The sequence below is a fragment of the Nesterenkonia sp. CL21 genome (assembly GCF_031705515.1).
GTDB classification, from domain to species: domain Bacteria; phylum Actinomycetota; class Actinomycetes; order Actinomycetales; family Micrococcaceae; genus Nesterenkonia; species Nesterenkonia aethiopica.
This window is the reverse complement of the sequence record NZ_JAUTWR010000003.1, coordinates 184,680-208,816: the sequence shown is the minus strand read 5'-3', so window position 1 is coordinate 208,816 and position 24,137 is coordinate 184,680. Positions and strand designations below refer to the sequence as shown.

Annotated in this window: 21 protein-coding genes and 1 tRNA gene; 10 read left to right on the top strand and 12 right to left on the bottom strand. The window is 68.6% G+C overall.

What is annotated here, in order from left to right; genetic code table 11:
• The first annotated feature begins 122 nt into the window (after positions 1-122).
• From Q7C18_RS07570 to Q7C18_RS07560, 3 genes are read left to right on the top strand one after another with little or no spacing between them, the layout of a single operon-like run.
• Positions 123-1,364 (top strand): exonuclease SbcCD subunit D, encoded by a 1,242-nt coding sequence (locus Q7C18_RS07570; RefSeq protein ID WP_070162077.1) that lies wholly within the window; start codon positions 123-125, stop codon positions 1,362-1,364.
• Positions 1,361-4,702: an SMC family ATPase gene (locus tag Q7C18_RS07565; RefSeq protein ID WP_311024845.1), complete on the top strand. Its 3,342-nt coding sequence runs from the start codon at positions 1,361-1,363 to the stop codon at positions 4,700-4,702. Before Q7C18_RS07570 ends, Q7C18_RS07565 begins: the two co-directional genes overlap by 4 nt.
• Positions 4,695-6,176: a hypothetical protein gene (locus tag Q7C18_RS07560; protein WP_311024844.1), complete on the top strand. Its 1,482-nt coding sequence runs from the start codon at positions 4,695-4,697 to the stop codon at positions 6,174-6,176. Before Q7C18_RS07565 ends, Q7C18_RS07560 begins: the two co-directional genes overlap by 8 nt.
• Here the strand turns inward: Q7C18_RS07560 and Q7C18_RS07555 are convergent.
• The 4 genes from Q7C18_RS07555 to Q7C18_RS07540 all read right to left on the bottom strand — a co-directional run bounded on the left by Q7C18_RS07555 (position 6,143) and on the right by Q7C18_RS07540 (position 11,409).
• Entirely contained in the window at positions 6,143-6,940 is a 798-nt protein-coding gene (locus Q7C18_RS07555) for an alpha/beta fold hydrolase (protein ID WP_311024843.1), read from the bottom strand. The genes Q7C18_RS07560 and Q7C18_RS07555 overlap by 34 nt on opposite strands.
• A gap of 60 nt (positions 6,941-7,000) precedes the next feature.
• The gene (locus Q7C18_RS07550) at positions 7,001-8,497 is read right to left on the bottom strand and encodes a malate:quinone oxidoreductase (protein ID WP_311024842.1); all 1,497 of its coding nucleotides are present in this window, start codon (positions 8,495-8,497) and stop codon (positions 7,001-7,003) included.
• Between the two features lie 171 nt (positions 8,498-8,668).
• The gene (locus Q7C18_RS07545; RefSeq protein WP_070160490.1) at positions 8,669-10,357 is read right to left on the bottom strand and encodes an ABC transporter substrate-binding protein; all 1,689 of its coding nucleotides are present in this window, start codon (positions 10,355-10,357) and stop codon (positions 8,669-8,671) included.
• 155 nt (positions 10,358-10,512) lie between these two features.
• Complete coding sequence (locus Q7C18_RS07540; RefSeq protein WP_311024841.1) at positions 10,513-11,409, bottom strand: LysR family transcriptional regulator; 897 nt, start codon at positions 11,407-11,409, stop codon at positions 10,513-10,515.
• 71 nt (positions 11,410-11,480) lie between these two features.
• Here Q7C18_RS07540 and Q7C18_RS07535 point away from each other — a divergent pair, with 71 nt between their 5' ends.
• Positions 11,481-12,359 carry an EamA family transporter gene (locus Q7C18_RS07535; RefSeq protein WP_311024840.1) on the top strand — a complete coding sequence of 293 codons (879 nt, stop codon included), beginning with the start codon at positions 11,481-11,483 and terminating at the stop codon, positions 12,357-12,359.
• 1 nt (position 12,360) lies between these two features.
• On the opposite strand, the gene Q7C18_RS07530 is transcribed toward Q7C18_RS07535, so the two are convergent.
• Positions 12,361-12,441: transfer RNA gene (locus tag Q7C18_RS07530), tRNA-Leu, on the bottom strand.
• A 106-nt stretch (positions 12,442-12,547) separates the two neighbouring features.
• Positions 12,548-13,015 (bottom strand): thioredoxin-dependent thiol peroxidase, encoded by a 468-nt coding sequence (bcp, locus tag Q7C18_RS07525; protein WP_311024839.1) that lies wholly within the window; start codon positions 13,013-13,015, stop codon positions 12,548-12,550.
• A gap of 211 nt (positions 13,016-13,226) precedes the next feature.
• On the opposite strand from bcp, the gene Q7C18_RS07520 reads away from it, so the two are divergent.
• The 6 genes from Q7C18_RS07520 (at position 13,227) to Q7C18_RS07495 (ending at position 17,376) form a co-directional block, all read left to right on the top strand.
• Complete coding sequence (locus Q7C18_RS07520) at positions 13,227-13,781, top strand: hypothetical protein (protein ID WP_311024838.1); 555 nt, start codon at positions 13,227-13,229, stop codon at positions 13,779-13,781.
• 284 nt (positions 13,782-14,065) lie between these two features.
• A complete protein-coding gene (locus Q7C18_RS07515; protein ID WP_311024837.1) occupies positions 14,066-14,995 on the top strand; it encodes a tyrosine-type recombinase/integrase in 930 nt (309 codons plus the stop codon).
• A gap of 90 nt (positions 14,996-15,085) precedes the next feature.
• On the top strand, positions 15,086-15,877 hold the full coding sequence (locus Q7C18_RS07510) for a hypothetical protein (RefSeq protein WP_311024836.1): 792 nt from the start codon (positions 15,086-15,088) through the stop codon (positions 15,875-15,877).
• A 183-nt stretch (positions 15,878-16,060) separates the two neighbouring features.
• Positions 16,061-16,372: a hypothetical protein gene (locus Q7C18_RS07505; protein WP_311024835.1), complete on the top strand. Its 312-nt coding sequence runs from the start codon at positions 16,061-16,063 to the stop codon at positions 16,370-16,372.
• Between the two features lie 65 nt (positions 16,373-16,437).
• Entirely contained in the window at positions 16,438-16,929 is a 492-nt protein-coding gene (locus tag Q7C18_RS07500) for a helix-turn-helix transcriptional regulator (protein WP_311024834.1), read from the top strand.
• 6 nt (positions 16,930-16,935) lie between these two features.
• Positions 16,936-17,376 (top strand): hypothetical protein, encoded by a 441-nt coding sequence (locus Q7C18_RS07495; RefSeq protein ID WP_311024833.1) that lies wholly within the window; start codon positions 16,936-16,938, stop codon positions 17,374-17,376.
• A gap of 108 nt (positions 17,377-17,484) precedes the next feature.
• Here Q7C18_RS07495 and Q7C18_RS07490 read toward each other — a convergent pair whose 3' ends face one another.
• From Q7C18_RS07490 to Q7C18_RS07465, 6 genes are all read right to left on the bottom strand, one after another.
• Positions 17,485-17,736 carry a hypothetical protein gene (locus Q7C18_RS07490; protein WP_311024832.1) on the bottom strand — a complete coding sequence of 84 codons (252 nt, stop codon included), beginning with the start codon at positions 17,734-17,736 and terminating at the stop codon, positions 17,485-17,487.
• Positions 17,737-17,747: 11 nt separating this feature from the next.
• Positions 17,748-18,692, bottom strand: a complete 945-nt coding sequence (locus Q7C18_RS07485) for a M23 family metallopeptidase (protein WP_311024831.1) — start codon at positions 18,690-18,692, stop codon at positions 17,748-17,750.
• Between the two features lie 157 nt (positions 18,693-18,849).
• Entirely contained in the window at positions 18,850-19,182 is a 333-nt protein-coding gene (locus Q7C18_RS07480; protein ID WP_311024830.1) for a hypothetical protein, read from the bottom strand.
• A gap of 42 nt (positions 19,183-19,224) precedes the next feature.
• Positions 19,225-19,683: a hypothetical protein gene (locus Q7C18_RS07475; RefSeq protein WP_311024829.1), complete on the bottom strand. Its 459-nt coding sequence runs from the start codon at positions 19,681-19,683 to the stop codon at positions 19,225-19,227.
• Complete coding sequence (locus Q7C18_RS07470; protein ID WP_311024828.1) at positions 19,680-20,348, bottom strand: hypothetical protein; 669 nt, start codon at positions 20,346-20,348, stop codon at positions 19,680-19,682. Before Q7C18_RS07470 ends, Q7C18_RS07475 begins: the two co-directional genes overlap by 4 nt.
• Before the next feature lie 34 nt (positions 20,349-20,382).
• The gene (locus Q7C18_RS07465; protein ID WP_311024827.1) at positions 20,383-24,123 is read right to left on the bottom strand and encodes a hypothetical protein; all 3,741 of its coding nucleotides are present in this window, start codon (positions 24,121-24,123) and stop codon (positions 20,383-20,385) included.
• Positions 24,124-24,137: the final 14 nt, after the last annotated feature.

Below are 24,137 nucleotides of genomic sequence, written 5' to 3'. Positions count from 1 at the left end.
CCTACTCTATCGACCCTGTGCTGGCGATCCTGTGCTGTCGACCCTGCGCTGGCGACCCTGTGCCGGCGAGCTGCTGCGCGCCGTGCGGCGGACGGGTCACACCGTGCGGATACCGTGGTGGCATGCGATGGCTCCACACCTCCGACTGGCACCTGGGACGCGGATTCCACGGCACTTCGCTGCACGACGCGCAGCAGGAGATGCTGGACACCGTCTGCCGCACCGTGGAGGAGCACAGCGTGGACGTGCTGCTCGTGGCCGGCGACGTCTACGACCGGGCCCTGCCTCCCGAGTGGGCGGTCAGCATGCTGGAGCGTTGCCTGCTGCGTCTCGCCGAGGCCGGGACCACGGTGATCATCACCTCCGGCAACCATGACTCCGCCCAGCGGCTGGGCTTCGGCCGGGGACTGATGGCGGCCTCAGGTGTGCATCTGCGCACCGCGCTCGACGACGCCTGGTCCCCGGTGGTGCTCGAGGACGGATCCGAGACCGTGCTCGTCTACGGCGTGCCGTATCTGGAGCCTCAGCTCGTCAGCTCCCGGCTCGAGTTGCGGCGCGCCACCCACACGGCGGTGATGACCGAGGTCATCGCACGTATCCGTCAGGACGTCGAGCGTCGCCGACGGGAGCTGACGGAGTCAGGGCCGGTGAGGACCGTGCTCATGGCGCACCTGTTCGCCGCCCGGGGAGTGGGATCGGATTCAGAACGGGTGATCGGCGTGGAAGCGCCAGCCGGGGAGCCCGTGGAGCACTCCGAGGAGAGCTCCGGAGGGCTGGCCGTGGTGCCGCTCGAGCTCTTCGACGAGTTCGACTACACGGCCCTGGGGCACCTCCACGGCCGCCAGAGGCTGGCCCCGCGGGTCAGATACAGCGGTTCTCCGCTGCGCTACTCCTTCTCCGAGTCGCGCCAGGCCAAGGGGGCCTGGCTGTGGGACAGCGCGGACTGGGAGGCGATCACCGCGGTGGACTGGGCCATCGGGCGGGGACTCGCCCAGCTGAGCGGGCCCTTGGAGGAGATCCTCGACGAGGAGATGGTCCGCCGCCATCGGGAAGACTTCGTCCAGGTCACCGTCACCGACCCGCAGCGCCCCGAACGCGCCTTCCAACGGACCCAGGAGGCCTATCCGTATCTGGCGACGTTCGTGCATCGGCCTCCGGAGCGTCAGGGTGCGGCCCTGACCTATGCCGAGGCGATGCACCGGGCCGAGACGCCGGGGCAGGTGGTGGAGTCGTTCCTGGAGCACGTGCGGGGTCGCGGGGCCGATGGACAGGAACGGGAGATCCTCGACGACGCCGTGGCGGCGGTGCGGAGGGAGCTCGCCCGCAGCGGGACCGCTGCACCGGGGAAGGAGATTCAGCCATGAGGCTCCACCGACTGACCCTGACGGCCTTCGGCCCGTTCCCGGGCACCGAGGAGATCGACTTCGACGCGTTGAGCGCCGACGGCCTGTTCCTCCTCCACGGACGGACGGGATCCGGCAAGACGACGGTGCTGGACGCCATCACCTTCGCCCTCTACGGCGACGTCCCCGGCCAGCGTGACGTCAATGGGCTCCACAGCCACCATGCGCCGCCGGAGCGCGAGCCGGCGGTCGAGCTCGAGTTCACCCAGGCAGACCGACGGTGGCTGATCCGCCGCACCCCGCCGCACCGACGGCCCAGCCGCCGGGCGAAGTCCGGATTCGTCGCCCAGAACCAGACAGTCGTACTGAAGGTCCACGACGGTGCTCTGTGGCGCGAGGTGACCAGCGGCGTCCAAGCCGCCTCCCAGGAGATCCAGGACATCCTGCCGCTGGACCGCCACCAGTTCACCAAGGTCATCCTGCTGCCGCAGGGAGAGTTCGCACACTTCCTCCATGCGACCAGTACGGAGAAGCAGAAGCTGCTGCAGAAGCTCTTCGACACCAACCTCTACCAGCGTCTCGAAGCTGAGCTCAGCGATCGTGCCAAGACTCTGCGCCAACGCATCGTGGAGGCTGAGCATCGGGTGGAGGTGACCGCAGCCACCGTGCGGGCACAGGCCGAGTCCATGCTCGAGCCGGTGCTGGGAGCGGAACTCGCCCGCTTCACCAGCGTGCCGCCCGAAGACCTCGAGGAAGCCGTCCGACTGCTGGGGGCGTGGATGTCCCGGGATCTCGAGCAGCGCGTCGAGCTGGCCTCAGCGGCCGCGGAGAGCGCCTCCGAGCGGGCTGCGGACCTGCAGCGCCGCCGTCGTCTGCTGACTCTGCTGAGCGACCATGAGCAGCGCCAGGCCGACCATGAGGCCCGGCGCGAGGCGGTGGACCAGATCCGTGACCAGCTGGAGCAGCACCAGAAGGCCACCGAAGTGCGCCGGTGGTTCCAACACGCTCAGCAGCTCGCGGAGCACACCGAAGACGTACGGCGCAGGTCGTTGGATCAGCTCCGCGACCTGCGGGACCGGCTGGCCGATCAAGACGACGTCGACGCGTCGTCCACGGCCGCCTCGACACTGACCACCGAGGCCGGCGACCCCGCCCCCGACGCACTGCGGGACCTCATCGCCGAGGTGACGGCCCTACGGGGAGGGTTGGAAGACCAGGACGCCGCCCGTCTCGAATCCCAGCGGCGTCAGACGGCGACTGCACTGACCGCCGCTGAACGCCGGCGTGACGAGCAGAGAGCCGTCCGGCAGGCCGCCGAGGAGGCGATCGCCGCGCTGCAGGAGCAGGAGACGGCGCTGAACGCCCAGTGGCAGGATGCGGAGGAGCTGGACTCCCATCGCGCCGCGTGCGAGAACCTCATGGAGCTCACCCGGCGACGGGTGGAGCTGGTGGACCAGCTGGAGGGCCGGCGGGCCGCCGTCCGCCAGGCGCAGGAGGCGGCCCACCGTGCGGAGCAGGCGGAGCAGATGGCGGAGTCCCGGCGTCGGGAGCTGCTGGCGGATCATCTCCAGGCGGTGGCGCGGCGACTGGCCGCCGATCTGCGTCCCGGCGTCCCGTGCCTGGTCTGCGGAGCCACCGAGCACCCCGCGGCAGCCGCGCCGGCCATGCGCCGCACGGCCGCCCTGCCGAGCACGGAGACGGAGGCCGGGCAGCCGGGCGGCGACAGCGTCCCCGAGCCGGGTCCCCACGACGAGCCGGCGAGTGAGGAGACGGCGAGTGAGGAGACGGCGAGTGAGGAGGACGTGGAGGCGGCGACCGCCCGGGTGCACGAGGCCGCCCGGGAGCGCGCCCGCTCAGAGTCCCTCCTGGAGGCGGCCGAAGCGAGCATGACGGAGATCGAGGACCGTCTGGCCGCGGCCGAGGCCGAGATCCGGGCGGCCGCACCGGAGCAGTCCCTCGGGGAGGGCGGCACCGCCGTGCGTCGTGATGAGGCGGAGGCCTCCTTCGCCGACGCGCGGCGCAGGCGGGACGCCGCGGACCAGGCGTGGCGCGATCAGCGCCGGCGCGAGGCTTCCAGGACGGCGCTGCGGGAGGACTTGGCCGAGCAGCGGCGTCTCCACGAAGCGGCCGGGCTCGCGGTCGGGCACGCCGCCCAGGAGGTCGAACGGCTCACCGCGGAGCTCGCAGACCGTGATGAGATGCTCGGCCGACTGCGCGGCTCCTACAGCAGCGTCGCCGCTCGGTTGGACGCTCTCGACATCCTGCACCAGACGTGCCGGTCCGCCTCCGAGGGAATCGAGGCCTGGCGATCGGCCCAGAAGACGGCGCAGGAGGCCCACAGCGAGGCGCACCGACAGCTGGTGGACTCTGGGCTGGGCACGCGGGAGGCGCTGGACGGCGCGATCCTGGACCCTGCGCTGCGGCGGCAGCACCACCAGCAGGTGGAGGAGTGGGACCGACAGGCCGGACGTCTGGCGCTCGCCGAGGAGTCCGAGGACATCTCCGCGGCGCGGGAAGTCCGTCGCCGCGAGCCGACGACCCCCGCAGAAGATGCGGTCACCGAAGCGGTCGAGGAGGCGAAGGCGACGTCGACGCGGCGCGACGCTGAGCGGACGGCGCGGGACCGGGCCGCCGACCGTCGGGACGCCGTGGCCGAGGCCGCCGAGAGGCTCCGTGCGGCTCTCGCCTCACGGGACTCCGAGCTGATCGAGCACCGGCGTCTCGCCGAGCTGGCGGAGACGCTCGGTGGAGGCGGGCCGGACAACCCCCGGCGGATGACGCTGACCAGCTACGTCCTGGCTGCCCGCCTCGAGAAGGTGGCTGCGGCTGCCACCCGGCACCTGCAGACCATGTCCGAAGGTCGCTACCGTCTCCTCCATGACGACGCCGAGGGGCCGGGCCGCCGCCACGGGCTGGAGCTGAAGGTCCACGATGAGCACAGCGACCACCAGCGCCCCACCTCCTCCCTGTCCGGAGGCGAGACCTTCATGGCATCCCTGGCCATGGCGCTGGGGCTCGCCGAGGTCGTCCAATCGGAGGCCGGCGGGATCGGCCTCGAGAGCCTGTTCATCGATGAGGGCTTCGGTTCTCTGGACGAAGAGAGCCTCGACCACGTGATGGTGGCCCTGCACCGGCTCCAGGGAGAGGGGCGCCGGGTGGGGATGGTCAGTCATGTCACGGAGATGCACCGGGCGATCCCCACCCAGCTGCGCGTCATCCGGCGGCGCACCGGCTCCACTGCGCGGATGGTGCTCCCCGGTGCCATAGACTCCCCGGAACACCCGGTGGGAGGTCCGGCGGACGACGGGCCTGAGGCCGGGACGGAGGTGCTCTCGAGACTGGGAGGCATGGATGCGTAGTCCGGGGCCGGTCGAGTGGCTCGGTGTCGCCGCGCGGGCACCGGCGGCCCTGCTTCCGGCCGGGATGCTCTTGGCCGCGGCGGGCACCGGCTCTCCGATGACGGCCGCGCTGATGACCAGCTTCGCCCTGATCGGCCTGGCCCTGTCGGTGCCGATCGCCGGCGCAGCCGCTGACCGCCACGGTCAACGGCCTGTGCTGCTCGCCACCGCTGGAGCGCACGTCATCCTGCTCGTCCTCGTCCTGGCGGTGCTGCCTCGCCTCCAGCTGACCGCCGCCGGGTCCACCCCGGTCGCGACGGATGCGGCGGACGGTCCCTCTTCCCTGGTGATCTCCGTCGCCGTGATCTTCGCCCTCGGGGCCGGACTGACCGCCCCATCGGCCAGTGCGATGAGCCGGGCCCGCGGGTGGCACCTCCATCATCACCGCCCTGACCTCGGTGTCGGGCTCGGCGCCTGGATGCGCCGCGAAGCGGCCGTGGACGAGCTGCTGCTGGTGCTGGCTCCGGTGCTCGCGGCGCTGCTCAGCGGCAGGCTGGGGCCAGGGGCCGGGCTCATGATGGCGGCGCTGCTGGGAGCGCTCGCAGTCCCTGCCTACGCCATGGACCCTGTGGCGGACCCGCTCTCCGACCCTGGGGATGCGGGCAGGACTGCGGCGGGGGGCTCGGCGGAGGTCCCCGAGGGACCTCTGGAGCCGCTGCGCGTGCCATGGCCGGCGGTGGAGCACGGCCAGCAGATGGTGGCCGAGGCCCGGGGGATGTGTCCGGAACGGCCTGGGGACCCGACCCGGGCTGTGCAGCCTCGTCGTGCAGGGGCCGGCCCCAGCGTCGTCGGAGCTCTCCTCGTCAGCCTGGGGCTCGGTGTGGCGATCGGCGGCTCCGCGATCTCGGCTCTGGTCCTCTCCTCCCAGTCCCACCGTCCGGAGGCCCTGGGCCTCCTCCTGGGACTGTGCGCCGCAGCGGCGATGCTCAGCTCCCGGCGCCTGCCTCGGCGCCTGCGTGCCCTCGACGTCCTGCGGCGGCGCCGGCTCTTCGCGCTGCTGCTGCTGCTGACGGCGGGGCTGCTGACGGCGCTGCTCGCCGTGGGGCCGGCCGAGGGCGGCCCCTGGGTGGGGACGCTGCTGCGGGCCAGCGCGGCGGTCGGGCTCTACCTGATGCTCGGAGCCTCTGCCGGCGTCCTGCTGGTGGAGGTCTACCGGGTGGTCGCTCGACGGGCTCCGACGGCCGAGCTCGTCTCGACTCTCAGCAGCGTGGCCGGCTCTCTGCTCATCGGACTGGTGGTCGGGCTGATCACCGCGGGGCTTCTCGCAGAGGCAGGTGCTGGGGTCTTCAGCTCCGTCGTCGTCATCGCCGGTGCTGCCGCCCCAGCCCTCGTGGCCCTGCGCCGTGGCCAGCGGCTGCGGGGCGGCATGCGCCGCCATGCCGGGCCCCGCCCGGACGGCTCTCAGGGGAGCGCGTCGAGCACAGCGTCCTTGTAGATCCGTGAGGTGAGCACGTTGACGTGGTCGCGACCGGGGACCTCGACAAGACGTGCCGGGTGCCCCGCGGCGACCACCAGCTCTGCCAGACGTGCCGAGCCGGCGGCGATCTCGTCCCGGGCACCGGCCACCACCAGGGTCGGTGCGGCAGGCACGGTTGCTGCGGGGTCGAAGGGTGTCCGGGCGACCGCGAGGAGCAGCTCCACCACATGCGGAAGATTCTGGTCGGGCATGGCGGCGGCGACGGTCACCACCGATCGCGTCAGCGGATCCTGGGGGACGACGCCGTCGCGGGCCCACCGGCGCGCCGCCTCAGCGTCGAGCCCGGTCAGTCGATCGGCGGCCGGGGCGCCGCCGACGATCAACGAGGCCACGAGCTCCGGGTGAGCGGCCGCGAGCTGCCAGGCCAGCCGTGACCCCAGGGAATAGCCGTGGACCGCGATGGCGTCGCCCGAGGGTTCATCGGCCACCATCTCGGCGCTGAGTCCGTGGAGGTCGTCGAGCAGGTCCTGCACGCTCAGACGGGTCGGGTCGACGTCGGCCGAGGAACCATGCCCGGGGAGATCCACGGCGAGCACGCTGCGGCCCTGGGCGGCCAACGGATCCAGCCAGCCCGTCTTGACCCAGTTGTAGAGCACGTTCGACGCATAGCCGTGCACCAGAAGCACCGGTGCCCTGTCGGCGAAGGGCCGACGCCACAGGTGCGCCGTGAGACCCGACGGGGTGCGCCAGGTCTCGGGTGCGGGATGCAGGAGTCGGGACACGTCAGCCTCTCTCAGACAGGACACCGGTCCATGGCGGCCTCCGATGGCGCGCGGGCGAGCTCAGTTCTCCAGCTGCAGCGAACGGTTCGTCGCGGCGGTGACCTCGGAGAGCAGGGCGGGGTCCTCGCTGAGGAGACGCCCGTAGGAGGGGACCATGTCCTGCAGCCGCGGCTTCCAGGACTCCACCTGGGCGGGGAAGCAACGCTCGAGCAGCTTGAGCATGATGGAGGGCGCGGTGGAGGCGCCTGGAGAGGCGCCCAGCAGGCCGGCGATCGTGCCGTCGGCGCCGGCCACCAGCTCCGTGCCGAACTGCAGCACACCCTTGCCCTGACCGTTCTTCTTCATCACCTGGACACGCTGGCCGGCGGTGATCAGCTCCCAAGAGTCCGTCTCGGCCTCAGGGTAGAAGTCCCGCAGGGTCTCGATCTTCTTCTTCGCGGACTTGGAGACCTCCTTCACCAGGTAGGTCACCAGATCGGTGTTGGCCGCGCCCACCTGCATCATGGGCAGCAGGTTGTGCGGACGCACCGAGAACGGAAGGTCGGTGATGGAGCCGTTCTTCAGGAAGTTGGTGGAGAACCCGGCGTAGGGGCCGAACATCAGCGTGCGGCGTCCCTCCACGAACCGGGTGTCCAGGTGCGGCACCGACATCGGCGGGGCGCCCACCGAGGCCAGCCCGTAGACCTTGGCGTGGTGCCGGTCGGCGACGGCGGAGTCTGTGCTGCGCAGGAACTTGCCCGAGACGGGGAAGCCGCCGAAGCCCTTGATCTCTGGGATGCCGGAGGACTGCAGCAGGCTCAGCGCCCCGCCGCCTGCGCCCACGAACACGAACCGCGCCGTGGCGGTGAACTTCTCTCCGGAGGCCGAGTTGCGCACCTTCAGCTGCCACCGGCCGTCGGAGCCGCGGGAGATGGAGGTGACCTCGTGGCCGTAGCGGACCTCCGCACCGGCCTCGTTGAGGTGGTTGGCCAGCTGCCGGGTGAGCGAGCCGAAGTCGACGTCGGTGCCGGAGTCGATCTTCGACGCCGCCACGCGCTGTTGGGGATCGCGGCCCTCGGCGAGCAGCGGGGCCCAGGAGGCGATCTCGTCGAGGTCCTCGGTGTGCTCGATGTCTGAGAACAGCGGCTCGGCCTTCATGGCTTCGTAGCGGTCCTTGAGGTAGCGGGCGTTGTCCTCGCCCCAGACGAAGCTGATGTGCGGCAGGGCATTGATGAAGGTCCGTGGCGAGCCCAGCGTGCCGGACTCCACCCAGTGGGACCACAGCTGCCGGGAGACCTGGTACTGCTCGTTGATGCCGCGGGCCTTGGTCAGGGAGATGCTGCCGTCGGCGTCGCGCGGGGTGTAGTTCAGCTCGCACAGTGCGGCGTGGCCGGTGCCGGCGTTGTTCCAGGGGTCCGAAGACTCCTGACCCGACTGGTCGAGAGTCTCGTACAGGGCGATCGACCAGTTCGGCTCGAGCTCCTGGAGGATGCTCCCCAGGGTGGTGGACATGATGCCACCTCCGATGAGAATGACATCGAACCGTTTGTCCGCGCTGGTCGACGTTGACGTGGCCACAGAACTCTCCTTGAGGTTGTCCGGCGGGTGGGGGTGGGCCAGCCGGGTGCTGGCCACGCAGGTCAGCCGGTGCACCGGGGGCGGCTGAACTCGGACGGGCTCCGAGGAGACTTTACCGCCGGGGAACTCGAGCCATGAAATCTGGGCGGGCAGTGTGACGGACGGATCAGCTCAGCTCATGCGGATCTGCCGGAAAGGCTCGAACAGCACCGGAGACATGGGGTAGTCGGCCACGCGTCGTCCCAGGGCGAGACCGGAGATCGGATGCACCAGCGGGAGCGCGGGAAGGTCCTCGGCCACGACGTCGGCCACCTCGCGGTAGAGCGTCGCGCGCTGCTCATCGTCCGTCTCGGAACGCGCCTGGTGCAGCAGGTCCTGGACGTCGTCGGAGTCATAGCCGAACTCTCGGGAGGAGCGTTGGAACAGCGGACCGAAGAAGGAGTGCGGGGACCGGTAGCCTCCGTTGCGCCCCAGCAGGTGCATCGCTCGGTCGTCGTCCTCGAGGAGCTCCTCCAGGTAGCCGGCGTCCCAGGGGACGGGGCGGGGCTCGATCACGAAGCCGGCCTGGGTGAGATCGCGGGCCAGCGAGGCGTAGACGGCCTCGGGGCGGGGAAGGTAGCTGCGGGTCGCGGTCATCGGATAGTAGAAGCGCAGCGGCTCCCCGTCATAGCCGGCGTCGTCCAGGAGATCCTGGGCCTCCTGGAGGTCACGGCCGTACCGTTCCGCGGTCTCGGAATGCACGCCCAGGGCAGCCGGGGTGAACTGGTGCGCCGGGCGCGTCCCCTCCAGGAAGTGCTCGCTCACCAGGTCGGAGCGGTTGATCGCCCGCGCAGCGGCCTCGCGGACCCGATGGTCCTCCATCACGGGATGGGCCAGGTTGAACCCCAGATAGAGCACGGAGAACGGATCACGCTGCAGGATCAGGCGCCCGGACTGCACCAGCGGGCGCAGATTGTCCGCGGTGATGTAGTCATAGACGTCGACCTGGCCCCGCTGCAGATCCCGCAGCCGATCGAAGGACCGAGGGATGGCGCGGATCTCCACGCGCTCGGGGGCCGGACCGTCCGGAGTCTCCTCGGCGGAGGCCGTGACCGGGCCGTTCCAGTAGTCGGGGAAGGCCTCCAAGGTGACGTCCCCCTCATGGGTCTCCATCACGCGGTAGGCTCCGGTCCCCACCGGGGAGCGGGCCACCAGGCCCGGGTCATCGTCGGAGAGGACTGCAGGAGAGACGATCCCGAAGGCGGGCAGGGTCAGTGCCTGGTGGAGGAACACGATCGGCTCGCTCAACGTGAGGACCACCGTGGACGGATCCTCGGCCTCGACCGATTCCAGGACGCAGTCCTCGTCTCCCAGGTAGCCGCCGAAGATGGCCTCGAACGGCAGGGTTGCGGTGCGGCGGAGATTGCCGGAGCCATGCAGCTCGGGAAGCCGCCCCCACCGCTCCACGTTGGCGACCACGGCGTCGGCGTCAAGGGCCGTATCGTCGTGGAAGAGGACTCCCTCACGCAGGGTGAAACGGTGGACGAGCCCGGCCTCGTCGACATCCACGTCACGGGCCAGCAGCGGCTCGGTGGCGCCGGTCTCCTGGTCCACGCCCAGCAGGCCCTCGTACACCTGCCGGCAGACCCGTTCGGTCTCCGTGTCGACGGCGAGCGACGGATCCAGGGAGGTGACGGCCGACACCCCTGCGATGACGGCGGTGCGGTCACGACGCTCATCCCGGGAGGCGTCGTCGTGGGAGGGCGCCGTCGACGATGCTGAGGCCGCGGGTGAGGCGGCGGTCGGCCCGAGGAACAGCCCGGCGGCGGCCGCCGCCGTCGATGCTCCCAGCATCTGCCGGCGGTTCAGCTCTTCGGCCATGCGGGCAGGTCTCCTCGTGACAGTCGCGGACGGACCTGACAATGCTACCGCCTGTGCGGTCGGACGCCGGCACGATGCAGGCGCCGCATCTCCGCGCGCACGGCCTGAAATGCACAGCCTGAAGCGCCCGGGAGGGGCCGGTCGGTGCGGGGGAGTCAGCGCGGGGGAGTCAGTCGTCGTCCGATCCTCTCGAGCTCCGCCAGCACGGTGCGCACCGCCTGGCGGGCATGCCTCTCCGGTCGGCTCAGGGCGATGATGGTCCGTTCGGCCGGGACGCCGCGCAGGGGTCGGAGAGTCACTCCCGGGCCGATGCGGGAGGAGAACCGCGGCAGGACGCCCACTCCCGCTCCACGGGCCACCAGAGCCTCCACGAGGTGGTTGTCCCGCAGGCGCACTGCTCGGTGGACCGCCCGCCCCGTGGCCTGCTCGACTGCCGCAGGGACGGCATCGAAGGGGTAGCCGGTGGGCACCCCGATCCACGGAAGGTCCACGAGCTGGCGGGGATGCAGATGCTCCTCGGCTGCCAGGGGGTGGTCGCTCGGCAGTGCGATGTCCAGAGGCTCCCGAGCCAGCACGGTCGTGATGAGGTCGGAGGCGTCGTCCTGCTGCGGCACAGTCCGGTGACCGACCACGACGTCCGCGTCCCGAGCGAAGTCTGCGAAGCGGTCCATGGACAGGAAGTCACTGAGCTCGACGGTGATGGCGGTCTCGGAGAACCTCTGCACGAGGTCCGGAAGCAACGCGGCGCCGGCACTGGGGAGAGCCTGCACGGCGACGGTGCCGCGGGGCTCCCCGGTGGCGGCGTCGAGCTGAGCCCGCAGGGCCGCTAGGCGGTGCAGGATGTCGCCGGCGCCGTCGGCGAGGAGCTGACCGGCAGAGGTGAGGCGGATCCCTCGGGAGACCGGTTCGACCAGCTTCACCCCCAGGTCCCGCTCGGCCGTGCGCAGCTGTTGGGACAGTGCGGCGGGGGTGCGGTGGGTGGCGCGTGCGACGGCTGCGAGGCTGCCCCGTGCGGAGAGCTCGCGCAGCAGTTCCAGGTGACGGATCTCCATTCAGTCAGCCTAAATGATCGCGTAAGAAGTATTAGATAGACCTGAGGGGTCGAGGCTTCGAGGATGGAGCCGTGACCCTGACCCACCGTGCTCTCGCTGTCCTGGCCTCGCTGTGCTGGGGACTGAACGTCATCGCCATCCACATCTCCCTGGAGCACTTCCCGCCGTTGTTCCTCGCCGGAGCGCGCTTCCTGCTGCTGGCGCTTCCCGCGGTGATCTTCGTCCCGTGGCCGGGGGTGCGGCTCCGGCACCTGCTGGGCTTCGGGCTGGGCACCGGCACTGTGCAGTTCGTGGGACTGTATCTCGGCATGGCGGCGGGACTCCCCGCGGGCGTCGCCTCGCTGGTGCTCACCTGCGCGGCCCCGTTGACCCTGGTGCTCGGGGTGATCCTGCTGCGCGAGCCGATGAGCGGCAGCGCCGCCGCCGGTGCCGGTCTGGCGCTGGGGGGCCTGGCGCTGGCCGGTTGGGCGCGCGGCGGTGGCGGCGGAGAGTGGGCACCGTTCCTTCTCGTCCTGCTCGGTGCGGTGGGCTGGGCTGCGGGCACCCTGGCCTCCCGGCGGGCTCAGGCCGAGGATCCCCTGGCCCTGGTGCTATGGATGGCCGTGGTGCCCCCTGTCCCATTGCTGGGACTGTCCCTCGTGGTCGAAGGGCCTGAGGAGATCCGAGACGCCCTGGCCGCTTCGATCTCCTGGCAGGCGGTCCCCGCGTGGGCGGGACTGACCTATACGGTGCTGGTCGGTTCGCTGCTGGCGCCGGTGGTGTGGGTCTGGCTGCTGAGGCGGCATCCGGCCGGGACGGTGGCGCCCTACTCGATGCTGGTGCCGGTGGTGGGCCTCGTCGCCGCCTGGGCGCTGCTGGGGGAGCGACCGGCAGGGCTGGAGCTGGTCGGGGCCGTGCTGGTGGTGGCCGGGGTGCTCGTCGGCGGACGACGGCGCCCCCGGACCGAGTGAGTGCGGGCGGGGGGACTTGAACCCCCACGTCAAAGACACTGGAACCTAAATCCAGCGCGTCTACCAATTCCGCCACGCCCGCCGATGCCGCGGCGCGCCGTCGAGACTGTGGCGGCCGCGGCCCATCAGTCTACAAGAGCCGCCCCGCCGGGCCGGCGGTGCGGCTCACGCCAGCGCGGTGCGGCGTCTCAGGCCCCGAGCTTGTCGCGCAGCCGTGCCACGTGGCCGGTGGCCTTCACGTTGTACTGGGCGAGCTCCACCGCGCCGTCCTCGTCGACGACGATCGTCGAGCGGATCAGCCCTTCGGTCACGCGGCCGTAGTTCTTCTTCTCGCCCCAGGCGCCGTAGGCCTCCGCGACCTGGTGGTCCTCATCGCTGAGCAGCGGGAAGTTCAGCGACTCGTTCGCGGTGAACTTCTCCAGTGCGGAGACCGGGTCGGGGGAGAGGCCGAGCACGGCGTATCCGGAGGACTGCAGCGACGCCAGCGAGTCACGGAAGTCGCAGGCCTCCTTGGTGCAGCCCGGGGTGGAGGCCTTCGGGTAGAAGTAGACGATGACCTTCTGTCCGCGGAGGTCGCCGAGGCTGACGGTGCCTCCGCCGACCGCGGGCAGGGTGAACTCGGGTGCTGCGTCACCAGGTGCTAGTCGCTGTGCCATGCAGGGAACCTTTCGACGTGGGGGTGCCGCCGGCGGCGGCGCAGTACGGGCGTCTCCTCGGACGGGCTCGAGATGTCCTCGGGTCGCCGTGGAGCACCTCCCAGCCTATCGATCGTGGGCCTGTCGATCGTCGGCCTGCGGGACGCGGCGGTGGGGGAAACGGTGTGTAGGGTCCTGGGCGCGGTCCGCCGTGGTCCGTAGACTGGCCGCCATGGTGGAGCAGCCGAACCGCGGAGAGCAGGAGCAGCGCCTGGTCGCGGCCCTGCGCGGTACCTTCGACGTCTCGGTGATGAACTTCGGCTCCTACAACATCCTCTACGCCGCCAATCTCGAGGCGAATGATGCTCGTGCCGTCCTTCCCGGGGAGAGCGCCGACTCGGTCCAGGACGCCGTGAGCATGGCCGAGCACCTGTTGGTCGGCTACCGGCGCCAGCCCACTGAGATCGTGCTGTGCCCGGTGGATCTCGCCGAAGCGATGCCACGGATCACCGGGGCGGCCGCGGATCCGGCGGACGACGCGACGCCGACGGTGCCCCTGCCGGTGAACATGACGAACCTGGCGGGCATGGCCGCTGAGGGCGACGTCGAGCGGGCGTCTGTGACCATCGCCCTGTCCACCGGTCACCGCGTGGTCCTGGACGTCCGGGGTCGCGTGAGCTTCGACGAGCTGCCCGAGGTCACGCTGGACCAGCGGCGGGACGTCCGGGACTTCACGGAGTTCGTGGACTTCTTCCTGGACCGGCTCGAGGACATGAATCCCGTGTGAGCCCGGGCCCTGCGCACGGCGACGGCCCGAGTCGACATGGCCCCGGCGCAGACGCGGGAAGCCCCGTCTCCAGCTGGAGACGGGGCTTCCCGCGGAGGCGACGACCTGCACTCGTCAGAGTGGGCCCCCCGGGACTCGAACCCGGAACCTGCAGATTTGTCGCTTTGGCGGCAGCGGCGCCTCGCGGCCGCCGCCTGACCAGGACAGACCTGGACATGGTTGCACTTCGTAATCTTCGAGACTCAGTCGTCATTCCCATCGCGGCTGCCGGGCAAAATCGCCCAATGAAGCACATCACTCTCGCCTGGAACAACGCAATCACCGAGTGGCAGTCATGGCTCAAAGTCGCCGGACGCGCCGAGTCGACCGTGAAGCTGAGGGGCTCACAGGTCCGCCGCCTCGGCCGAGCATTCCCACACCTCACACCCTGGGAACTCGACAACGAGACACTCGTCCGCTGGATCGCCACGCAGAACTGGGACTCCGACACCCTCCGCGGCCACCGTGCAGCCTTCCGATCCTTCTACGCATGGGCCCGCGCCACAGGGCGCTGCGACACCGATCCCGCCGCCGGCCTCCCCCCATCCCGCGCCAAGACCGTCCGACCGCGCCCCGCGCCCGACGGCGTCGTCCAGGACGCCCTCAACCACGCCGGCGAACGCGAGCGGGTCATGATCATGTGCGCCGCGTTTGCCGGAATGCGGGCGTGCGAGATCGCGAGGATCCACGAGTCCGACATCTTCGTTGACGTCGACGGGTGGTCTCTGATCGCCCACGGGAAGGGGCAGAAGGACCGAGTCATCCCGCTGACCCAGGACCTGGCACTGGTGCTGAAGCGCTACTGTCACGAGCATGGCGGCTACGCCTTTCCGGGGCGGATCGATGGTCACCTTTCCCCGAAGCGTGTCTCCGAGCTGCTGTCTGAGGTGCTGGGGGACTCCTGGACTGGGCACACGCTGCGGCATCGGTTCGCTTCCCGCGCCTACGCGGAGACCCGGGACATCCGTGCCGTGCAGGAGCTGCTCGGCCACGCCTCCGCGACCACGACGCAGCGATACGCTGCTGTCCCCGATGGAGCCATGCGGCGGGCCGCGTTCGGAGCTTCGACGCTGCGGCCGAGCGTAGTTGGTGGGACGCCGCGACCAGCTCGGCCGCCCCACGGGCATCCGCCGCCACCGCACAGACAGGAGCTGATGCCCGCCGAAGTTGCCTGATCAGTGCTTTCCGTTCGCGCTGACACGCCATAGTCTGAAACTGCACTCGCACCGGAGTGCTCTCCCGTTCGCACCGAGAGGACCGTTCCCTTGAACCCCGCATCCAAGTACGTCGCCGCTCTGGCAGCCCTTGCACTGCTGCTGAGCGCCTGCAGCGCCAACGACGACGCCGAACCCGAAACACCCGAGACCACCACCGAGGCCGCCGAAGCAGAACCGGCAGCCGACGATGAACCCGGGGACGAGCAGCCGGACGAAGCCGAGCGGCCCGACGAGCTGATCGAGCGCGAGAACGAAGCCGCCACCATCCTCTTCAACATGGACGGCCAGGCAGCCGAGGAAGAGACTGCGGCCGCCGAGGTCGACATCGAAGAGGTCTACACCGAGCTCGATGACGAGTACGGCCACCTCCCCGACGACGAGTTCCCCGAGTGGTTCGAGGACCTCGTCCTCTACTCGGCCGTCTTCGCCATGGGCGGCACCTTCCGCCAGCTGATGGACGGCGACTTGCCCGAAGAAGTTGAAGACGACAGCCCTCTCAACCGGGAGTTCCTCGGCTGCGAGGACGACGAAACCATTGAAGAGTGCCAGGAGCGCTGGGACCGCGAATTCATGGAAAGCGTCCCCGAGGAATGGCAGACCGAGGACACCGAGGAGCCTGCCGAAGACACTCAGGACGCAGCCGCTGAGGATCTCGTCCCGGTCGAGGAGATCGCCGAGTACGCCCCCGGCTGGCCCGCCGGCGAGCCCATGACCTACGACCAGCTCGAGCTCATCAAGGAAGAGCAACGTCTCTGGGACGAGTGGGATCAGGCAGAACCCGGGTCCCCGGAAGCCGAGGAACTCGAACGCCAGATCGAGGAGATCCAGAGCTCATGGTGATTGCCGTTCAGATCAAGCCGCGGAATCCCAAGTTCTATGTGAGGCCTTTCACAGTTAGTATTCAGTGTTATGGATCGTAGGAGCGGGAGTGACTCACGCTGTTGTTGCCCGTGGAATGCGCCGTATGTGTGGCGAGAGGTACACGATCCTGGTCACCCTGCCGTTCAGGAGCTGGAGGCCTGGATGGCTTCGCTCATCCCATTCGCTCGCGAGCAGCTCCTGGGGGAGATTGATGACCTCTTCGAGGCCTCGGAGCAAGGACTCCTTTGGGAGTCGTCGGACGATCCGGGCGAGTCCATCAAGCCTATCCACACGCACCCCGAGGTCTACGAGCTTCGTCTCACTTTCATGAGCAGGCATGTCAGGTTCTACCACGCAGAGCCGAGCCGTGAGCCTGCTCTGCTCCTCTCGTTGCATCGCCACGTGAAGCCGGGCGTCCAGGCTGCCCAGGCAGCCATCGACGATGCCGTCGAGGTCTATCGCGGCTACCTCTGAGTGCTTCGATCGTGGATACAACCTTGATGTTGTAAACGGGGTCCGCGCGGTCTATGCTCTGCTACATGCCAGCCACCACCTCTGCGTCTGCAGCGAACGCCTCACATGCCGCCTCCACCGATTTTGGGGGGTGGGAGCACTTGTCTGCTCCCGGTATCGTCCGAGCCCGTGCCAAAGTGCTGTCTCGGGCGACCCGGGAGATGCACGCGAAGCTCGTGAAACAGCGAGTGGATTCTGGCATGAAGCAGCGACACGTCGCTGAGGTTCTCGGTGTTACGCAACAGCGTGTCTCCGACATCGAACGCTACGACGCCGAGCTCAACCTTGAGACCGTGCGAGCGTATGCAAATGCGGTCGGGGCACTGTTGACCATTAGCGTCGAACCTGACCATGGCCGGTCACTCCAGGACTCTCCCGAGCGCCCCTGGTCAGAGGTGAAGTTGCCTGCCGCGTCGAGCTCCACACTCGCTTCTGCCCGGGGGGCGCGTGAACAATGGTCGGAGATCGCGACCCTCAGTCAGGACTCGAAGCAAGTCGATTTCAGCCTGATGGCGTGACCGCTGATGTCGGAACTTTCACCTGAAGAGCAGTCTCAGCTCAGAGAGCTGATCCAGCGGTCTGACCTCGCCGGCATTCAGTTCCACGAGCTTTCCGCTAAGCTCCACAGCAATGTCAAAGCGGTTGATCCTGACGTTCCAGAGGAAGCAGATGTAACCCTGCGTTACCAGACACGGGCTGGTGAGAACCTGTTCGGGGTCCGAGCACAAGTGGAGCTCACCTCGGCGTCCGGTGAAGCTAAGGCAGTTGTTGCAGCCGAGTACGAATTGAACAGCGGACTTACCCCGGCTCCTGAGTTGCTTGAACTGTTCGCCACCGAGGTCGGGATGATGACGCTGTTTCCGTATCTTCGCGAGGGCATCTCGAGCGCAACATCGCGTGTCTTCGGACGCCCAGTGTTGCTGCCAGTTCTCCAGCGTGGTCAGATCAGATCCAATGATGAATGACCGGCTTCGCCTCATGTGAGCGACGCTCATCAACGCACCGAATGCGCCCCGTCTCCCGATCGGGAGACGGGGCGCATCGGCTTTGATCGTGTGCTACGGGCCGGACTCTTACCCGTCGTCGCCTGGCGGCTCGTCGTCTAGGCGGTTCCGCAGCGCCAGCACTGCGGCGATGATCGCGCCGATCGCGGTCACCACAGTCGCGGCCGACCCCGCCACAGTCTCGGCAGCGGTCGTCACCTGGTCAGTCACCCCAGGGATGAACGCCTCAACGGCGATCCACACCAGGGCGACCACTGCAACGACGAGCACCACCCAGTAGACGGGCACTCGGCGAGATACGGTCATGATCTTGTCGGGCATGACGATTCCTTTCAGACGCTGGGGTGATTGGGGATGCCGAGCATTCGGCAGGTGACTGGTCCGGGAACGCCGTCCACACGGCCGGTGTATGCGCCGCCGTGGTTGCGCTGTTGGACCTCTCGGACTCGGTTGATGGTCACTCGTCGGCAGTCGCCGTCGACGGGGATGTCAGATCCGCGCCACTGGTTCAGGGCGCGCTGCAGGCGCAGCGTCCACTGGTAGTGGGCCTCGGTGACCGGCCCCCAGCGGCCGTCAGCGACCAAGGCGGCCCGGCCGGAGGGGTGCAGCTGGGACTCCTGGTAGCGCTTGACCCGGTCACGCAGCCACCGCTGCCGCGGGTAGCCGGCAATGTCGAGGCGGTTCGTGAGCGTGGAGTTCGGTACGGCGTGATCCGTCGACGCCTTCGACCCGCCGGCCGATGAACCACCGGACGCGGCCGCCGGCGTCACGGGGGAGTCCTGGCCGACTCGGACACCCTTCGAGCGCAGCCACCGGTCAGCGTCGATCCACCCCGGCGCACCCAGCGAACGCGCTGCGGCGACCGGGCGGTCGTGGTTCTGAGCGACACCGAAGTGCAGGTGCACCGCGAAGTCGGACATGGTCCGGGCACCGGACCCGCCCATGACGCCGATCTGCTCACCGGCACGCACTCGCTGCCCGACCCGGACAATGATCTTGTCGAGGTGCCCGTAGTAGCTCCGCATCCGATCACCGCCGATGGTTCCGTGGTCGATCCAGATGCCGTGGCCGGAGTGCCAGGGCACAACTGCCGCGCCGGGGCCGCCGTCTCCGCGGCCCGTGCGGGAGACGACACCGTCGGCAGCCGCGTACACGGACACCTTCCGGCCAGGAGTGGGAGGCCCGTAGTCGGTGCCAGCGTGCAAGGTTCCCCACCGGACGCCGAACGGCGAGGTGAGCCGGGAGCGGGCTGGGACTGGTGAGCTGTACGTGGTCACTGGTCGACCTCCTGCTCGTCTGCGGGCGGCCCATCGGGACAGGGCTCGTCCTCATCGGTGATGTCAGGGATCTCGATCTCTTCGGTGTCTCCCATCGGTGCCTCCTCGTGGCATGAGAAAGCCCCGGCGAGTGCCGGGGCTGGGGTGGTGGGTTGGGCTATCGGTCAGTCTTGGGCCAGGGTGGTAGGTCGCCGATGGGGGTGCCGTGGTTGATGCAGAAGCGGCGGAGTTCGGAGGCGTACTCGGAGAGGATGCGGACGCGGCGGTCGGCGCGGATCCGTTCAGTGCGTGCGAGCTCTTCTGCCTCTTCTCGTCGGGTCTCTGCGGCCTTGAGTCGGTCAAGGACTTCGTCGCGGCGTTGTCGCATGTCGCGGACGGCTTCGCGTTCTCTGCGGAATTGGCCGGTCCAGGCTTTGCGGATGCCCTGGCCGAGCATGGTGATGGCGGCGATGATGAACGTTCCGCCGCCGAGTGCGGTGATGATTTCCATGACCTCCACCCGAGGCCTCCCCTCTTGTGTCAGTGGCGGTGGTCAGGCCTTCTCGGGGTTGAAGTCAGCGCGGGAGATGAGCATGAACCGCACGACGACGAGGAAGAACAGGGCCGAGACGGCGGTGAGCATGGCGGATCTGCTGCCGCCTCCTGCGAGCGCGGCTTCGATGATGGAGCCGTAGTAGATGAAGGCGCCGCCGGCGATGAGGACGAGGGCGATGCGTTCGGCCCACCACCAGCCTTGGAGGGTAACGAGGAGCCCGATTGCGCCGCCGGTGGCCCAGAGGGTGGGCCAGGTGATGACGGCGATGGTGGCGACAGTGTCTCCGAAGTAGGTGGAGATGGACTGTGGGGGATGGATGAGGGTCCATGTGCCGCCGATGGTGAGGGCGGCGTAGAAGACCCAGAAGGTGATGGTGATGTTGCGGGGCTCTTTGATGAAGTGCCAGAGCCGCACGATGGAGTTGGTGCGGGTGCTGGCGATGATGTCTTCGTTCATCGGTCGTCTCCGTCCGCGATGAGTTGCCAGCCTTCGGGGTGGTCGGTGGGGGACCAGATGTTGTCGTCCTGGGTGGATTCCCAGATCTGGTCTTCGTAGGTGACTCGGTCGCCGGTCTGGTAGGCGTCGTGGGCTCCGGAGGGCTGCTGCCACTGGGCCGGGTGCTCGGGTGCGGGGTCTTCCGGATCGGGGTCGGCCGGCTCGTCGGGCCCGTCGGGGTCTTCCTGATCTTCCGGGGTGGTGGGGGACCATCCGTGTTCTCCCGGCTCCCAGACGTTGTTGTCTATGTCGCTGGTCCAGGTCTGACCGTCGTGGATGACCTCGTCGCCGGCGTGGTAGGCGTCTTGGGCGCCCGTGGGCTGCCGCCACGGTGCGGGCTCGCCGTCTTCGGTGACCTCGCGCCACCCGGAGACGCCGGGTTCCCAGACGTTGCAGGCCATGATGGACTCCCAGGTGATGTCTCCGTGGGTGACGACGGCACCGAGGGGGTAGGCGTCCAGGGCGGAGGACGGCTGCTGCCAGTCGGCTCCACCAGCCCGGCCCAGGGCGGCCAGGTACTTCTGGACCAGGCTGTCGACCTGAGCTGGGGCGTCCCGGAGGGCGCGGCGACGCTCCGTCTCGGCCTGCAGCTTCTGTGCGAGGGCGTCGAGCTCCTCGTCAGTCATCTGTGGGATTCCCTCCATCGTGTGGCCTCACTTCTCAGTCTTGGGTGGACGTGGACGTCGAGAGCATCGCGTAGGTGTGATTGCGGTGCACGACGCCGGCGGCCGCGTTGTTCAGGTGTGCGCCGGTCCATCCGGACCAGCCGATGAGCACCGAGGCGCGCACCTGGGCGGCCTGGTCGGCTTCTTCTTCCTTCTCTGTGGGGAGACGTCGGGTGCTGCCGGCGCCGACACGGGTCAGGTCCGGCAGACGGTGGTTCTCCGTCGGGGCGTGGAAGCTCGTCGGCGGTGTGCCCGTGATCGTCGTGAGCCCTGACTGCAGCACCTGGCCCGCGCTCGTGGCCCAGCGGGCGACGGTGGCCTGGACGTCGACGCTGTTGAACTGGCCGCCCTGGTCCCAGGCTCCGAACTGGACGAGGGTGAGATAGAACGTCCCGTCCGGCCAGTACCCGAACCTGGGTTCCACGTCGATGCCTTGCCGCGTCGCTTCCCCGGTGTTCGGGTCCCAGGTGTAGGTAGCGGTCCGCAGGATCGGGTACGGCTGGGAGACCAGGTCCGACGGCTCGGCCGTCGCCAGCGCTGAGCTCGGGTCCCGCCAGGTCAGAACACCGCCGTCCCCCACACGTGGACCGAGATCCTGGATGAGGAATCGCGGGTTGTGGGCGATGGTGTTGGTTGAGCCGAATGTGATCCCGGTGCCCTCGTAGTTCCCGACGACGAACAGAATCCGGATCCACTGGGCCGTCCGCGGGCCATAGACCTTCTCGAACGAGAGCGTCGTGGACGGCCAGCCGAGGCCCGAGGGCGGGACACGGCCGGTCGTGGTGCCCAGCTGCGCGCTGGAGTTCGTCGGTGTCGACGGCCGCACGGACGGATCCGACGACGTCGTGTAGTAGGCCGTCATGAAGTAGTGCTGGCGGTCCGACATCTGGAAGTCCGGAACCGAGATCCGATATGACCGGCCCGGGATGATCTTCGCCTCCAGGTGAGCGATCGCCCGCGAGTTGCTGTGCGAGAGACCCGCCACCTGCCGGATGAACACGCGAGGCGCGCCCTGGCCCATGGTCTCCAGCACCGACTGGGCAGCATGCCAGGGAGCCGTGTCCATCAGTCGACCGACCAGCGACTTGCCCGCGATCGTCATGTCCTCACCGGAGTGAAGCTGCACCGCCGAGACCCCGCCAGCGCCAGTCATCGACACGGTCGGCTCGCCCGTCTCCGAGTCATGCATGCTCAGCAGATCGTCACCGTGGAGGCCCATCTGCGACAGGGTGTTCCCCGTCGTGGTGTCCTCGAGACGCCACCCCTGGCCGGAGACCTCAAACCGACGGCCGGCCGCCTCATCAGAGAGCGTGATGCCGAGAGCTTCCAGCCTGCCGACCAGACCCGAGTTGGCGATGAACTCGTTCATCTCGATACTGCCCGTCACCAGGTGCAAGAACTCACCGAGAGCCGCCGCCAGAGACTCCGTGACGTTGATCTTGGAGACGTCGATCGCGTCATCCATGATCACGGCCCCACCGATGAACGCCTCGTCAGCTTCCAGCATCCGGGCGCGGACGATATCGGACCAGATCTTGTTGATCACGGCCTCGTCGGCGAAGACAGACTCGGCGTCTACGTGACGTGCCTGTACTGCGCCGTCGATGATGACATGGCCGTCAACCGCGCGCGTGATCTTCGGATCGAGGACGGTCCGGATCTCCGTACTTGAGCCGCCTACGCTACGAAGAGTGGGAACCATCCACATGTAGGGAGGGTTGGAGCCCAGCGCTGGGATGGTGAACGTATGCGACACGACCGCGCTGGGGTCTGCGATCGCCCTCAAGTCCCAGTACAGCCCGGACTGGTTCGACGAGAGCGCCGTGCCGTCCGGCGCGAAGAGGTAAAGGATCCAGCGCAGTACGCCGTCATCCTTCAAGTCCTTCACTCGGCATCGGATCGTGTATTGCTCTCCGGGCTGGACCGGGATGCCCCTCCCTGGTGCCATGCGGAAGCACATGCTCACGTTGCTGGTGCCACCCGTGAAGCGGAACCCGCGGTATCCAGCCTCAGAATGGGGAACCCAGTGTTGTGCGCCAATGGGGTGTGTCTCGGCCAGGAACCGCGCGCTGGTACCGGAGGAGTCGGCCCACGCGCCGGCCCCCTGGAAGACGTACGCCGAGCCCTGCGGGTCGAACCATTCCTCGCGGAAGAGGTTCTCCGTGTTTCCGACGATGAGCTTCCGAGTGCTGACAGCACCGTCCTTCAGTAGTACGCCATCGATCAGGGCGGCCTCGGCCTCCAGAAACCGAGCCTTCAACAGACTAGTTTCAAGCTGGTCGATGAATCCGACGTGAGCTGACAGGCTCTCGGTGTCGATGTGGCGGGCGAGCACCGACCCGTCCACTATGAGCTCGCCGGCCGCCATCCGGGTTACGTGCACGTTTCCCAGGCCACGCGATGCCCCTGAGGTACTGCCGGACCGCCACCACCGGAAGCCGACCAACGCAGCGCCCGCCGGCACTTCAACGATGACTTCCGCCCACCCCTGATTCTCGATGTCGGACCAGTCGTAGGTTGGTGTCCAAGAGACCCCGTTTCCCTCGGCGTCCTGCATCCGGGCGTTGAAGCTGAAACCATCGTCGACAGTCCATCCGGCGTACCTGAGGACCTGCCACCGCACTCTCAGCTGCTCGCCGGGGGTCACCTTGATCCAACGGTTCGCGAACAGGTGCCCGCCGTACCAGAGGAAGTAGTTTGTGGAGTCCTCAAGGATGCTGGGGTTGTACCGAAGAAAGCTCTTGTACGGGTCCCCCCAACTGGTCGTGACAGGTTCCCAGGCACCACCTGATGAAGTGGAGTGCCACTCCGGCCTGTCGGGGACAGGGTCCCCTGACTCATAGAGGGTTTCGAACGCTACGTCCCGAATGAGGTTGTGCGGGTCCGTGATGGCCAGGGATCGGATCTGCGCGTCCGCGTTGGCGAGCCCGTCCTGGATGTTCTGCTCGAGGCTGTCTGCGCGGTCGCGAAGCTCGTCGAACGCGGCAGGGTCCCAGTTCTCATCCCACTCCAACTGGAACGCATCGAGATCAGACTGCACCGCGGCGATGGCCGAGTTCAGGTCGCTCTCCAGGCCCGGCAGCCGAACCTCGTTCAGATGCTCCAGGTTGTCTCCCAACTGAGCCTGGCCCTGTTCGAAGTCGCTCCGGGCATCCGCGATCCGCTGCTCAGCCTCGTCTAGGCGCTCCTCGATCGCGCCTGTGTCCACCAGCTCGGTGATCTCGATCTGCGAGGGCTCGGAGAACTCGCCCTTGGTGACCCGATCAGCACCGACCATGCGCAGCCACACCCACCACGTGCCGGGACGCGAGCACACGACCGTCGTCGTCCCACCCTCCCTGTCCCGAATCGTCGACGCCAAGTGCGCGTCCTCCGGGGTCGGGGCCACGTCACCATCGGCGAGCGCCGTGTGGACTTCGATGTGTCCGTGGACTTCGTAGACCTGGCCTTCGGTGACGTTGCCGTCCCAGGTGCTCTCGACGGCTCCCATCTCGCCGGCTGAGAGGTGGGCTGCGGTGGGGGTTCCCTGGGGTGGGCTGTTGCGGACGATGGTGCCGAAGGAGCCGTCGGGCTGTTTGCCGATGGTGCCGGTGATGCGGTCGTTGCGGTCGCGGATCGGCAGGCTGGTGTCGTCCAGGGACGCGTCGGCGAGGCGGGGCTGGGCGGCGAGGGCGCGCTGCTGGCGCTCGAGTGCGGCGAGGCGTGCGGCAATGAGGTCCATAGACGACTGGGGCACTGGGGTCCTCCTGG